General features: G+C 52.4%; 11 protein-coding genes. 3 read left to right on the forward strand and 8 right to left on the reverse strand.

Translation table 11 applies throughout. The annotated features are described in order from the left end of the window. Positions 1-68: 68 nt before the first annotated feature. The 3 genes from K6K13_RS18255 to dnaK form a co-directional block, all read right to left on the reverse strand. Entirely contained in the window at positions 69-1,328 is a 1,260-nt protein-coding gene (locus K6K13_RS18255; RefSeq protein WP_222158252.1) for a lysozyme inhibitor LprI family protein, read from the reverse strand. 165 nt (positions 1,329-1,493) lie between these two features. Next, the gene (dnaJ, locus tag K6K13_RS18260) at positions 1,494-2,630 is read right to left on the reverse strand and encodes a molecular chaperone DnaJ (RefSeq protein WP_222158253.1); all 1,137 of its coding nucleotides are present in this window, start codon (positions 2,628-2,630) and stop codon (positions 1,494-1,496) included. 108 nt (positions 2,631-2,738) lie between these two features. Beyond that, a complete protein-coding gene (dnaK, locus tag K6K13_RS18265) occupies positions 2,739-4,646 on the reverse strand; it encodes a molecular chaperone DnaK (protein ID WP_222158254.1) in 1,908 nt (635 codons plus the stop codon). Between the two features lie 557 nt (positions 4,647-5,203). Here dnaK and satP point away from each other — a divergent pair. Next, positions 5,204-5,779, forward strand: coding sequence for an acetate uptake transporter (satP, locus tag K6K13_RS18270; protein ID WP_222158255.1), 576 nt, complete (start codon positions 5,204-5,206; stop codon positions 5,777-5,779). Between the two features lie 110 nt (positions 5,780-5,889). Here the strand turns inward: satP and K6K13_RS18275 are convergent, their stop codons facing one another. Next, complete coding sequence (locus K6K13_RS18275; RefSeq protein WP_222158256.1) at positions 5,890-7,257, reverse strand: MFS transporter; 1,368 nt, start codon at positions 7,255-7,257, stop codon at positions 5,890-5,892. 127 nt (positions 7,258-7,384) lie between these two features. Next, the gene (mog, locus tag K6K13_RS18280) at positions 7,385-7,972 is read right to left on the reverse strand and encodes a molybdopterin adenylyltransferase (RefSeq protein ID WP_222158257.1); all 588 of its coding nucleotides are present in this window, start codon (positions 7,970-7,972) and stop codon (positions 7,385-7,387) included. Between the two features lie 232 nt (positions 7,973-8,204). Between mog and K6K13_RS18285 the strand changes: the two genes are divergently transcribed. Next, the gene (locus K6K13_RS18285; RefSeq protein WP_222158258.1) at positions 8,205-9,296 is read left to right on the forward strand and encodes a GGDEF domain-containing protein; all 1,092 of its coding nucleotides are present in this window, start codon (positions 8,205-8,207) and stop codon (positions 9,294-9,296) included. A 63-nt stretch (positions 9,297-9,359) separates the two neighbouring features. On the opposite strand, the gene tal is transcribed toward K6K13_RS18285, so the two are convergent. Then, positions 9,360-10,313 carry a transaldolase gene (gene tal / locus K6K13_RS18290; protein WP_222158259.1) on the reverse strand — a complete coding sequence of 318 codons (954 nt, stop codon included), beginning with the start codon at positions 10,311-10,313 and terminating at the stop codon, positions 9,360-9,362. A 179-nt stretch (positions 10,314-10,492) separates the two neighbouring features. Here tal and yaaA point away from each other — a divergent pair, with 179 nt between their 5' ends. After that, positions 10,493-11,266, forward strand: coding sequence for a peroxide stress protein YaaA (gene yaaA / locus K6K13_RS18295; RefSeq protein WP_222158260.1), 774 nt, complete (start codon positions 10,493-10,495; stop codon positions 11,264-11,266). Between the two features lie 46 nt (positions 11,267-11,312). Here yaaA and thrC read toward each other — a convergent pair whose 3' ends face one another. After that, positions 11,313-12,602: a threonine synthase gene (gene thrC, locus K6K13_RS18300; RefSeq protein ID WP_222158261.1), complete on the reverse strand. Its 1,290-nt coding sequence runs from the start codon at positions 12,600-12,602 to the stop codon at positions 11,313-11,315. Between the two features lie 3 nt (positions 12,603-12,605). Next, the gene (thrB, locus tag K6K13_RS18305) at positions 12,606-13,535 is read right to left on the reverse strand and encodes a homoserine kinase (protein ID WP_222161170.1); all 930 of its coding nucleotides are present in this window, start codon (positions 13,533-13,535) and stop codon (positions 12,606-12,608) included. Positions 13,536-13,537: the final 2 nt, after the last annotated feature.

Consider the following 13,537-nt stretch of genomic DNA (forward strand, 5'->3'; position numbering starts at 1 on the left):
TGGCGCGAAATCTCGCGCCATTGTTGTAAAACGTTTTCGGCATTGCCTATAAAATAAAAACAGCGTTGTTATTCGGTAGCAATATAGTATCCATCAAGATAACCATCGCTGCCCCTGTTACCATATTCACCTTCATAAGAGAGGTGTCGGGAAACAATGTAATCCTTACCTTTGTATTTTATATAATAAGGGTGTACTAAGCCTTCAACGGGCAATATTCTTGTCGTAGTTTTCTTTTCGATATCGGTTTTCCAAACGCAGGCAACACCGCCATCATTATCAAAATAGAACGCGTTTTTATCCCCCCAGGTATAGCGACGGTCATATTCCCATTGAGATGATTTATTCTCATTGGGATCTAATTGAGGCAGAAAAACATCAACACCGAGATCGGGGCGATCTGAGGGAAAATAGAAAATACTGTCCGTTGCCGCAATACGCCATTTTCCATCGGGAGAACCACCTCGGCTGGTACAGGTTACAATACCACAATATCCCGTCCACACCTCACCCCCTTCCTCATCGTAATCTCTGACGGTGGTAGCAGGGACTTCTTTGGGGGCCGACAGCCCTTTATCCGATACTTCTATCTCAAACTGCTTTTCATAATGGTAATCACCGCGACCGTAACTGATGGAATAGCTAAGGATATTGTCGTCCGTCACATGATAGCTCACCACCGGGGTATATACGGTGCTCATCTTGTAATCAAAAAGCGCAACCAGTGTTAAGTCATTGCTGTGAGGCGCCGAATCGGTGTACATGTAGATTTTGGTATTGGTCGAATTCGCCACCGCAAAAAAGATGGCTAAATCACCATTGATAATCCGGTGCGTTAGCAAACGCCAGTAACCATCATTATTTTCATCATACTTGCGCATTTCACCGCGAAAACGAAACAGCCTTTTTATCTTCCAGGGCGCTTCTTCGATGGCAAAGCCCGATGCGGTTTTCATCCCTTTTTCTAACGGCTTATCCAACCATTTGCCAAACAAATTTCTGACAGAAGAAAATGGGTGAACCATTTCAAGATAGCGAATCTGCTGCTGATATTCAGATTTTATGCAGTCAACGTTAGTGCCACACGCATTTCTTCGTACCAACCATTCGCGTTGCTCCCTCATCAGAGAGCCTTTAGCCACACTATTATCTATGGCAATCGTGTAACGTCGATTCGCGATGGAGTCGATGCCACTCAGCGCAGGCGTGCTGCATATTGTTTTTTCGGTTTCATTGAGGTTTTCGAGCGAGCAGTTAAATCCGGCAGCCTGAACATTGGCATAGCAGGCGACTAATGCCGAAAATAACACGACCTTTCCCAGTTTCATTTTTATCCCTAATTATTTCCCTATAAAATCTAATGATATCGGTTCAAATAAGTCATTAGCAAGCAGCGGGATATAGATTTAACCGGTGAGGGCCCTGTGGATAGAAACGGTGGGCATAAAAAAACCGGTGATACATCACCGGTTTTTTTGTCTGAACCTGCAACGTTATCGGGTCAGGTCATCGAAAAACTTCTTCACGCCATCAAAGAAGCTTTTAGAGCGAGGGCTATTTCTCTCTCCGGAAGGTCCACCGAAACTCTCTTCCAACTCTTTCAGCAGTTGCTTCTGGCGCTCATTAAGATTAACCGGCGTTTCAACCACCACGCGACACAGCAGGTCTCCCTGCGCACCACCGCGTACCGATTTCACACCTTTGCCACGCATGCGGAACAATTTGCCAGTTTGGGTTTCCGCAGGCACTTTCAATTTCACGCGGCCATCTAACGTCGGCACTTCAATCTCGCCGCCCATGGCTGCCATCGCAAAGTTGATGGGAACTTCGCAGTAGAGATTGTTCTCTTCACGCTGGAAGATAGGATGCGGTTTTACCTGCACCTGAACGTAGAGATCGCCCGCAGGTGCACCGTGTTCCCCGGCCTCACCTTCACCGGACAAGCGAATACGATCGCCCGTATCCACGCCCGCAGGGATCTTCACCGACAGCGTTTTACTGGTTTCCACGCGGCCATGACCATGACACTTGTTGCAAGGATCTTTAATGATCTTGCCGCGTCCATGACAGTGCGGACAGGTTTGCTGAACGGTAAAGAACCCTTGACGCATCTGCACCTGGCCATTGCCATGGCAGGTTGGGCAGGTTACCGGCGAACTGCCCGGTTTTGCGCCGCTACCATGACAGGAGTCGCACTCTTCAAGCGTCGGAATGCGGATCTCTTTGGCGACGCCACGAACCGCTTCTTCCAGCGTCAACTCCATGTTATAGCGTAAATCGGCCCCGCGGCTGGCACGTTGACGACGCCCACCGCCGAAAATATCGCCGAATACGTCGCCAAAGATATCGCCAAAATCTGCGCCGCCGCCGAAACCGCCAGCACCACCACCGCCCATACCGCCTTGTTCGAACGCGGCGTGGCCGTATTGATCGTAAGCCGCCCGTTTCTGCGCATCCGTCAGAATTTCATAGGCTTCTTTGATCTCTTTAAATTTTGCTTCAGCCTCTTTATCACCGGGATTACGGTCCGGGTGAAACTTCATCGCCAGGCGCTTATAAGCCTTTTTGATCTCCCGCTCATCGGCGTCTTTGGCAACGCCGAGTGCTTCGTAATAATCTTGCTTCGCCATGTTTTTTCCTGCCCTCAACATGCGTGCACGGGCGCAGAGTTTCCTCGACGCCCGTGCCTGGTTTGCCAGCAACGGCTTATCGCCGTTGTTGCGCCCGCCTAAGGGCGATTATTTTTTATCTTTCACTTCTTCGAATTCAGCGTCTACGACGTCGTCTTCTTTGCGTGCCGCATCATCTGCGTTGCCTGCACCCGCTTGGGCCTGCTGTTGCGATGCTTCCAGCAGCTTGGCAGACGCTTCGATCAACGTTTGGATCTTCGCTTCGATCTCCGCTTTATCTTCGCCTTTCAGTGCATTTTCCAGCGCTTTCAGGCCATCTTCAATCGCGGTTTTATCGTTAGCGGCCAGCTTGTCACCAGACTCTTCCAGCTGCTTACGGGTGCTGTGCAGCAGATGATCGCCCTGATTACGCGTCTGTACCAGCTCTTCAAACTTACGGTCAGCTTCCGCATTGGCTTCAGCATCACGCACCATCTTCTGGATTTCATCTTCATTCAAGCCCGAAGACGCTTTGATGGTGATGTTTTGCTCGCGACCGCTGTTTTTGTCTTTAGCAGACACGTGCAGGATACCGTCGGCGTCGATGTCAAAAGTGACTTCGATCTGCGGCATACCGCGCGGCGCGCCCTGAATACCATCCAGGTTAAACTGACCCAGTGATTTGTTATCGTGTGCGCGTTTACGTTCACCCTGCAACACATGGATGGTTACTGCGGACTGGTTATCTTCCGCCGTAGAGAACACCTGGCTGTGTTTGGTCGGGATGGTGGTGTTCTTGGTAATCAGCGGCGTCATCACGCCACCCATGGTTTCGATACCCAGTGACAACGGGGTAACGTCCAGCAGCAGCACGTCTTTAACGTCACCGGCCAACACGCCGCCCTGCACCGCGGCACCGATCGCCACAGCTTCATCCGGGTTAACGTCTTTGCGCGGTTCTTTGCCAAAGAAGTCAGCCACTTTCTTCTGCACCAGTGGCATACGGGTTTGACCACCCACCAGAATCACGTCCTGCACGTCAGAAACGGACAGCCCGGCATCCTGCAATGCGACTTTCAATGGCTCCAGCGAACGGGTCACCAGCTCTTCTACCAGCGACTCCAACTTGGCGCGAGTCACTTTGATGTTCAGGTGTTTCGGACCAGTCGCATCCGCCGTGATGTACGGCAGGTTAACGTCGGTCTGTTGCGCAGAAGACAGCTCAATTTTAGCTTTTTCTGCGGCTTCTTTCAGACGCTGCATCGCCAACGGATCGTTGCGCAGGTCAAAGCCTTTCTCTTTCTTAAACTCGTCAACCAGGTAGTTGATCATACGGCTGTCGAAGTCTTCACCACCCAGGTGGGTATCACCATTGGTTGCCAGAACTTCAAAGGCTTTTTCGCCGTCAACTTCATCGATTTCGATGATGGAGATATCAAACGTACCACCACCCAGGTCGTAAACCGCAATGGTGCGGTTGCCCACTTCTTTATCGAGACCGTAGGCCAGCGCAGCCGCTGTCGGTTCGTTGATGATACGTTTTACTTCCAGCCCGGCGATGCGGCCTGCATCTTTGGTAGCCTGACGTTGCGCATCGTTAAAATACGCCGGCACGGTGATAACCGCTTCAGTGATGGTTTCACCGAGGTAGTCTTCTGCCGTTTTCTTCATTTTTTTCAGCACTTCAGCAGAGATCTGCGGCGGTGCCATTTTCTGATCTTTCACTTCCAGCCAGGCATCGCCATTATCTGCTGCAACGATGTTGTACGGCATGATGTTGCTATCACGCTGCACCTCTTCATCTTTGAAGCGACGGCCAATCAGACGCTTGATAGCAAACAGGGTGTTTTTCGGGTTAGTCACAGCCTGACGTTTAGCGGGCTGGCCAACCAGAATTTCACCATCTTGCGTATAAGCAATAATAGAAGGCGTTGTGCGATCGCCCTCGCTGTTTTCCAGTACTTTAACCTGCGTACCGTCCATAATCGCTACACAAGAGTTGGTTGTACCCAGGTCGATACCAATAATCTTACCCATCTAAACATCTCCACTAAAAAGTCGTATTCGGTGTGGTTGTTCAACCTACTATGTGGGCGAAAAGGGGATTTTCAACTCAACAAGGTGCAATTAATCAATTTTTGCCCTCACGAGGTCTCCTCATCCACACGCTGTTCTTCGATGCCTCAGGCAAACTCACACTGCCCAGCACATCACGTTACAAGAGGTCAAACCGTTTCGGTTGGAAATAAGATGGGGACAACAATTTGCTCATCAAGGGGGGGAGCGAAAAAAAAATGCAGACGATCCCCTTTATGATCAAACTATTCCTCCTGCGCCTTGTTGTATCCGCGCATTCGTCCCGCTATTATGCCGCGCCGCAATTAAAATTTTTTTTGAAAATTTCACCGTTGCGTTGTTTTTACCGTTACAGCGCTTTGATTGTGACAATGTTTGCACAGTTAAATAGCGTTCACAGTGAGACAGCAAGGTCTATCGGGACGACGAGCAAGGACAGCTCGCCAGAGATCAGGAAACACCGACAGAACGCGGCATCGAGCAAGCTACACAACTCCACTATTGTATTCTGAGGATTTATGCAAACGAACTCGCTGGCGAATCCCGGTCCGTTAGGACTGATGGGCTTCGGGATGACCACCATTCTTCTTAATCTGCATAACGCAGGCTTTTTCCCACTCTCTTCTATTATTCTCAGCATGGGGATTTTCTACGGCGGCATCGCCCAGATCATCGCAGGGCTGTTGGAATACAAGAAAGGCAACACCTTTGGCGTGACCGCATTCACCTCTTACGGTGCATTCTGGCTGACGCTGGTCGGCATTCTGATGCTGCCGAAAATGGGTCTGGCAGAAGCCAGTGACGCACAGTTCCTCGGGGTATTTCTGGGCCTGTGGGGCGTTTTCACCCTGTTTATGTTCTTTGGCACACTGTGCGCCAACCGTGCGTTGCAGTTCGTATTTGCCAGCCTGACGCTGCTGTTTGCCCTGCTGGCTATCGGTAACTTCACCGGCAACCACGGCCTGCTGACCATCGCGGGCTATGAAGGCATTATCTGCGGTGCCAGCGCCATTTATCTGGCGATGGCAGAAGTGCTGAACGCGCAGTTTGGCCGTACGGTCCTGCCGATTGGTGCACGCGGCGCAGCACACTAAGCGCCTCGCACTACTTGCAATAAAAGCTCGCAATAAAAGACCCGCAATAAAAAGCCCGGCGCTATGCGCCGGGCTTTTTTGTTTTCTTATCACAGTGCATGCACGAAATACTACAGGCTCTGTGCCGACTCGGTGAGCATCACGCGACGGCGCGACTGTGTCTGGTAGAGATACAGCCCCAGCAGCAAACCAAGCCCAGACAATGCCAGCACATAAACGGCGGGTGCGATAGGCGTTATCTGCATCATCAACGTAACGCTTATCGGCGTCAGGCCACCGAAAATCGCATAAGAGACATTGTAAGAGAACGAGATGCCCGAGAAGCGCACTTCAGGCGGAAAGGCGTGCACCATCACATAAGGCACCGCACCGACCACGCCAACGCACAATCCCGCAACCGCATACCCTAAGAACAGCAACGAAGGATCGCGCGCGGCCACCAGATAGAAGAAAGCGCAGCCCGCCGCCAGCAGAATGCTGCCGAAAATAAACGTTTTTCCGGCTCCGATACGATCGACAATCATCCCGACGGCCACACAGCCAATCATCAGGGTGATGGTCGCCAGACAGTTGGCCTGCAACGCCATCGACGCGGGGATGCCGTGTACTTTTTGCAAATAGGTCGGTGCCATCAGGATCACCACCACAATGCAGGCTGAGAGCAACCAGGTCAGCAGCATCGACACCACAACCGCCGTTTTGTGTTTCATCACCACCGATTTAAGCGGTAATTCGTCCGCCAGACGTTTGTGCGCCTGCATCTCCATAAACACCGGCGTCTCTTGCAGCCAGCGACGCAGATACATGGCAAAGAAACCAAAGATACCGCCGAGGAAGAACGGGATACGCCAGCCACCGCCGACAATCTGCTGCGGCGTTAATGTACTATTAAGCAGTGTCGCAATCGCAGAACCAAGCAGAATACCGAGCGTCAGCCCGGCCGTCAGAATGCCACACGCCAGCCCAATGCGAGAACGCGGCACGTGTTCAGAGACAAATACCCAGGCTCCCGGCACTTCGCCACCAATCGCGGCGCCCTGTAAAATGCGCATCAACAGCAGCAATACCGGTGCCGCGATCCCCATATTTTCATAGGTCGGCAGCATCCCCATGGCGAGCGTAGGTACCGCCATCAGAAAGATACTCAGGCTGAACATCTTTTTACGTCCCACCAGATCGCCAAAGTGGGCCATGATGATGCCCCCCAACGGGCGGGCCAGGTAGCCTGCCGCAAAAATACCGAAAGTTTGCAACTGGCGCAGCCACTCAGGAATATCAGGCGGGAAAAACAGTTCGCCAATGACCGCGGCGAAAAACACGAAAATGATGAAATCGTAGAACTCCAACGCGCCACCCAGCGCCGCCAGGGAGAGCGTTTTGTAATCCTGCCCGTTCAGTTGGCGCTGTTGTTGTGATAATTGAGGCTGTGGCGATGGCTGTGCTGACGATTGTTGTGATGGAGCGTTATCACCGTTCATAAGTTACCGAATAAGGCCAGAGTGAGAGAAAAATAATTTGCCGTCTTTTTGTAAAGCTAATATTACTATAACGACTAAAATTTTACACTCCAGCAAAGCTGTAGTTTATGTTTAAAAGGGGCTAACTTTAGCTTTTTGTGTCGCGGATCGCACTCTTGGGGCGAAATGCTGCTACCACTTGCGGATCAGTTTCGATATAAGGTCCTTCCAGCAGCTGTATACAATACGGTACACTGGCAAAAATCCCTGGCACCACTACGTTTCCTGCATCATCTTTCAACCCTTCCAGCGTCTCTTTGATCGATTTGGGTTGTCCCGGCAGGTTCAGGATTAATGCCTGTTTACGAATAACCCCCACCTGACGCGATAAAATCGCCGTAGGCACAAAGCGTAAGCTAATCTGACGCATCTGCTCGCCAAAGCCCGGCATTTCTCGATCGGCTACCGCCAGCGTGGCATCCGGCGTGACATCGCGCCGTGCGGGTCCCGTGCCGCCAGTTGTCAGCACCAGATGGCACTGACGCTCATCCACCAACTCACACAGTGCCTGTTCAATTAACGGCTGCTCATCAGGAATGAGGCGGGATTCCACGTCAAAGGGCGTCGTCAACGCAGCAGCAAGCCACGCCTCTAATGCAGGGATGCCCTTGTCCTGATAAATCCCGCTTGAGGCGCGGTCGGAGATGGATAACAAGCCAATTCGCAATTCATTCATAACAACATCTCTGTCAGTTAAAATCTGATTTTAACAATCTTTTCCATGCATGAGAGCAGCACGTCGTTTAAGGCGCTAGGTTATCAGCAATAATGTGAGATAAGCGGGTTTTTATGCCGCCAAAGAAAAAAGATTGCGTTTATATTTAAAGTCACGGCCACTTAGCGCCGACACTGAGTATGTTAGCGCATTGCTGGCGGCAGCTGTACGCGCGAGTACCAAGGAAACGATCATGGCCGGTCTGAAATATCAATTACTCAAACTCATCTCTCATCCGGTATCTGCATTCTTCTTCTTTGGTTCCGTCGTTTTTTCTGCCGCGCTGTTCGTTATCTATCACGATCGCCAGGCGGAGTGGGATACTCAGCGGCACAACCTTGATAGTATTATTAATATTTATCAATCCTATAACACCGGCGGTGAAGTCAAAGACAGCGACATCCGTTTTTTGACCGGCGATTTTACCCAGGTGCGCGTCAGGACGCTGGGTTTCAACACGCGCGACACACAGTCGGAATGCATCACTCACCTGTCGCAATTGGATTTGACCTTCAACGACATGACCATCCTACGCTTGTGCAAAGACAAGCTGCCCGCGATGGGACAATATGCGGGAAAAGGCACCTATACCACCATTTTTCCGCTGATGTCGCCGCTGGACGAACTGCACGGTGTGATCATCCGCACCACCGGCGTATTGAGTGAACCGACACTGTACAAAACCGTGGGGTCGTTTTCATCGCTGCTCATTGCCGCGTTTATGGCGTTACTCGCGGCCATGTTAGGCAGCGTGCTCTCGCTGTTTGCCAAAAAATACCTGATTGAGCTGCCCACCACCGCCCGCTACGACGATTTGACGGGCTACCTGCGCCGCGATGCCTTTTACCATGCGGCCAACAAGGTACTGCAAATCGCCACTGTGACCCGGCGCCCGACCAGTGTCATTCTGATCGATATCGATCACTTTAAAAACGTGAACGACACCCTGGGCCACGATGGCGGCGACGATGCGTTGAAAACCGTAGCCGCCATCCTGAAAAACTCGTTTCGCAAAGAGGAAATCTTCGGCCGTTTGGGCGGCGATGAGTTCGCCATCGTGCTGCCCAATATCGCGCTGGATGACGCTTACTGGGTGGCTGAACGGGCAAGAGTGGCCGTGAGCAACGCCACCAGCGCCTCGTCTTCAGGCCAGAAGATGAAGCTCTCCGTCAGTATCGGGTTGGTGGAATATCACATCGCGCAGGAAGACCTGGCCCAGGTGATGAAGCGTGCCGATGAGAAACTCTATCTGGCAAAACGTGAGCGGAACCGCGTTGCGCTATAGCCGGACGAAACGGCAATAATAAAAAAGCCGGGGGAGCCCGGCTTTCGTTGTTTTCTGCGTTGATTACAGCAGATCTTCAATCATTTTTTCCAGCTTGCCCTGATCGATCGCAAACTTGCGAATACCGTCTGCCAGTTTGTCAACGGCCATCGGATCCTGATTGTGCTGCCAGTAGAACTCGGCTTCAGTCATTTTCGCCGGGCGCGCTTTGATCTCACCGCTGTAAGCCAGTTTACGCGGCACATCGCCGGTGGATTCCGACAATTCTTTCAGCAATGCTGGCGCAATGGTCAGGCGATCGCAGCCGGCCAACTCAAGAATTTCGCCGCTGTTACGGAAGCTGGCACCCATCACCACGGTTTCGTAACCGTGCGCTTTGTAGTACTCGTAGATTTCAGTAACGGAGATAACGCCCGGATCTTCCTGCGGCGCATACTCTTTCTTATCTGTGTTGGCTTTGTACCAGTCCAGAATACGGCCCACGAACGGAGAGATCAGGAAGACACCCGCTTCCGCACAGGCACGCGCTTGAGCAAAAGAGAACAGCAGCGTCAGGTTACAGTTGATGCCTTCTTTTTCCAACTGTTCGGCGGCGCGGATGCCCTGCCAGGTTGAAGCCAGTTTGATCAGAATGCGATCGTTACTGATGCCCGCATCGTTATAGAGCTTGATCAGATGTTTGGCTTTGGCAACGCTCGCTTCAGTGTCATAAGAGAGGCGAGCATCCACCTCCGTGGAGATGCGGCCAGGGATCAGTTTCAGGATTTCCAGACCAATATTGACGGCCAGTTTGTCCGTGGCATCGACAAGCTGCTGTTCCCGTTTGCTGCTCTGCTCACGCGCCCATTTCACCGCGTCTTCAATCAAAGAGCGGTATTCAGGAATTTGCGCCGCGTTCAGAATCAGGGAAGGGTTGGTGGTAGCATCCTGCGGTTTGTAGAGCTTCATCGCGGCGATATCACCGGTATCAGCCACGACCGTGGTCAATTGGCGTAAGGAAGTCAGTTTATCCGTCATGTTGGCATATCTCGTTGTGGGTATATGAACGTCGTCTTGTGTTTCTTACTGATCGCTTATGTTTCGATAATAACACGCACCGCCCCCCGTGCAAGACAGCCTTTTCCTGTTACAGCCATCGCCCCTTTTTTCCGTGTTTTTTGCTACAGTACGTGCAACAAAAACAGGGGAGCCATGCCATGTTGATCACCATTTCGCCAGCGAAAACGCTGGATTACACCAGCCCGTTAGCCACCGAGCGTTACACACAGCCCGCGCTGCTGGACTACGCCAGTGAACTGATCGCCCAGTGTAAACGGCTCACACCAGCACAGATCGCCTCATTGATGGGCATCAGTGACAAACTGGCAGATCTCAACGCGGGACGCTTTAGTGAATGGCAGCCCCATTTCACCCCCGACAATGCGCGCCAGGCCCTGTTAGCCTTCAAAGGCGACGTGTATACCGGGCTTGCCGCAGAAGATTTTAGCGAGGCAGATTTCGATTTTGCCCAGCAGCATCTGCGCATGTTATCCGGGCTGTATGGCGTACTTCGCCCGCTGGACCTGATGCAACCCTATCGTCTGGAAATGGGCACACGCCTGGAGAATAAAGCTGGCAAAGATCTTTATCACTTCTGGGGCGATACCATCACGCAGCACCTCAATCAGGCGCTACAGGCGCAGGGGGATGAGATTCTTGTCAACCTGGCGTCTGATGAATACTTCAAATCCGTCAATGCCAAAAAGCTCAACGCCACGCTGATAAAACCGGTGTTTCTGGATGAGAAAAACGGCACGTTCAAGGTGATCAGCTTCTACGCCAAAAAGGCGCGCGGTTTGATGAGCCGTTTTATTATCAAAAACCGGCTGACGCAGGTTGAGCAGTTACAAGATTTCAATCTGGAAGGTTACTGCTTTGCGGGATATGGCGCGACCGAGCAGGAATTGATTTTTAAACGCCACGCGCAGTAAAGGTTACCGTTCCCCGCACTGCGCGGGGAACGATCAACAACAGAATTTATTCCGGCAACGCCATCAGGAACTGACGCAACTGCGCGAAATCAGGTGCAAAGTTGTGCGAGAGCAATTCCAGATCCGCACGCTGCGCCAGTGCTTCCGGCAGATCCAGCGTTTTATCCAGAATGGCTTCTACGCTCTCTTTGAATTTCGCCGGATGCGCTGTTCCCAGGAACAAGCCGAACTCGCCCGGCTGGAGTTGGTCGCGCAGCAGGCGATAAGCAATGGCCGCATGCGGTTCGGAGGTGTAGCCCAGCGCTTCCAGTTCATGCATCGTCGCTTTGGTCACGTCATCACTCACCGCACCAAATCCCAGCGTTGGCAGCGCCCAATTTTTACGTCGGAACAGCTCCTCGACGCGCGGCCAGTTGTTCGGCTGGCTGACATCCATGGCGTTAGACAGCGTTGCGACTGTCGGGTTGGGTGCCCATTCGCCGTTGCTGAGATAACGTGGCACGGTGTCATTGGCATTGGTGGCAGCGATAAAGCGTTTGATCGGCAAGCCGAGGGATTTAGCCAATAGACCGGCGGTCAAATCACCAAAGTTGCCACTCGGCACCGACACTACCAGTTGCTGACGCGCGGCGGCAGGCAACTGCGCCACGGCTTCAAAGTAATAGCAGATTTGTGCCAACAAGCGGCTGATATTGATGGAGTTGGCAGAATTCAGGCCAATAGCCTGCTTCAATTCTTCATCGTCAAACGCCTGCTTCACCAGCGCCTGGCACGCGTCGAAGTCACTGTCGATCGCGATGGTATAGATGTTACCGCCCAGCGTACAGAACAACTTCTCCTGCAACGGACTGATTTTGCCGCGAGGATACAGAATCACCACGCGCACATTTTCCAGACCGTAAAACGCGTGCGCAACCGCCGCACCGGTATCACCGGAAGTGGCCGTCAAAATGGTGACTTTTTCCCCGTTGGAGACCTGTGCCAGCATCTGCGCCATAAAGCGCCCGCCAAAATCCTTAAACGCTAATGTTGGACCGTGGAACAGCTCCAGAGAGGCGATATCGTCAGAGACCGTAGCAACCGGAGCCGGGAAGGTAAACGCCGCTTTAACACGTTGATAAACGGTTTCCGGTGCAATCTCATCACCCAGATAGGCAGAAAGAATGCGGCTGCTGCGCGTAACCAGATCCAGTTCCAGCAGGTCATCGATTTCCGTCGAACTGAACTCAGGCAGTTCCAGCGGGAAGAACAGCCCTTGCTGGCGTCCAAGCCCCTGTTTGATCGCCTGCGAGAAGCTGACCTGCTCGTTGTGGTCTTTTAAGTTGTAAAGTTTCATGCCTTATCCCAATTGACGTGCGCCTGTCGTGTCCAGACGGCAAATATGAACAAACCCTTCATCGTTCTGCAAATAGTTATCTTGCAGCCAACTGGCCAAACGCTGTGCCTTTTCCATATCATCGCACACGGAAAACAGCGTCGGCCCTGAACCAGAGATACCGCACGCCAGCGCACCGATATCTTTTGCCGCCTGACGCGCATCGGCAAAACCAGGCAGCAGGCGCGTACGGTACGGCTCAGCGATCACATCCTGCATCAACGCCGCCGCCAGCGCAGGCTGGCGGGTATGGCAAGCGTGAATAAAGCCCGCCAGATAACGACCATGGCTGATGCAATCCTGACGGCGATACTGTGCGGGCAGAATGGCACGCGCTTCCGCCGTGGACACTTTGATCCCCGGATAGGCCATGACCCACAGCCAATCGTCAAACGCAGGCACCGGCTGGCTGATGATGCCGTTTTGCTCGATCATCAGTTGAATACCGCCCAGGAAGCACGGCGCGACATTATCGTAGTGCACGCTGCCAGAAATACGCCCTTCCAGCTCCCCCATCAGCGCCAGCAAACGCGTATCATCCAGCGGTTTGCCACAAAATTCGTTCATCGCCATCAGGCCGGCAACCACAGAACAGGCACTGGATCCCAGACCCGAGCCGATCGGCATGTTCTTTTCCAGCGTCATGGCGACAGGAATGGTTTTCCCCACTTCCTGACAAAAACGCTCCCAACACTGGTAGAGAATGTTCTCTTTCGGCTCACTCGGCAGTTTGCCGACAAAACGGCCTTCGTTGCGTAAGCTGAAGCTCTCAGCCGCCGTTACGGTCACGCAATCGCCCAACAGTGAGCCATCAACCGGCGTAACCGCCGCGCCCAGTACATCAAACCCAACGCTGACGTTGCCGATCGACGCGGGCGCATAAATTTTAACCATCA

It is taken from the genome of Symbiopectobacterium purcellii, from assembly GCF_019797845.1.
GTDB classification, from domain to species: domain Bacteria; phylum Pseudomonadota; class Gammaproteobacteria; order Enterobacterales; family Enterobacteriaceae; genus Symbiopectobacterium; species Symbiopectobacterium purcellii.

What these genes read in the sequence shown, in the direction of transcription:
- K6K13_RS18255 (WP_222158252.1), bottom strand. Translation starts at nt 1,328, where the DNA reads ATGAAACTGGGAAAGGTCGTGTTATTTTCGGCATTAGTCGCCTGCTAT.
- dnaJ (WP_222158253.1), bottom strand. Translation starts at nt 2,630, where the DNA reads ATGGCGAAGCAAGATTATTACGAAGCACTCGGCGTTGCCAAAGACGCC.
- dnaK (WP_222158254.1), bottom strand. Translation starts at nt 4,646, where the DNA reads ATGGGTAAGATTATTGGTATCGACCTGGGTACAACCAACTCTTGTGTA.
- satP (WP_222158255.1), top strand. Translation starts at nt 5,204, where the DNA reads ATGCAAACGAACTCGCTGGCGAATCCCGGTCCGTTAGGACTGATGGGC.
- K6K13_RS18275 (WP_222158256.1), bottom strand. Translation starts at nt 7,257, where the DNA reads ATGAACGGTGATAACGCTCCATCACAACAATCGTCAGCACAGCCATCG.
- mog (WP_222158257.1), bottom strand. Translation starts at nt 7,972, where the DNA reads ATGAATGAATTGCGAATTGGCTTGTTATCCATCTCCGACCGCGCCTCA.
- K6K13_RS18285 (WP_222158258.1), top strand. Translation starts at nt 8,205, where the DNA reads ATGGCCGGTCTGAAATATCAATTACTCAAACTCATCTCTCATCCGGTA.
- tal (WP_222158259.1), bottom strand. Translation starts at nt 10,313, where the DNA reads ATGACGGATAAACTGACTTCCTTACGCCAATTGACCACGGTCGTGGCT.
- yaaA (WP_222158260.1), top strand. Translation starts at nt 10,493, where the DNA reads ATGTTGATCACCATTTCGCCAGCGAAAACGCTGGATTACACCAGCCCG.
- thrC (WP_222158261.1), bottom strand. Translation starts at nt 12,602, where the DNA reads ATGAAACTTTACAACTTAAAAGACCACAACGAGCAGGTCAGCTTCTCG.
- thrB (WP_222161170.1), bottom strand. Translation starts at nt 13,535, where the DNA reads ATGGTTAAAATTTATGCGCCCGCGTCGATCGGCAACGTCAGCGTTGGG.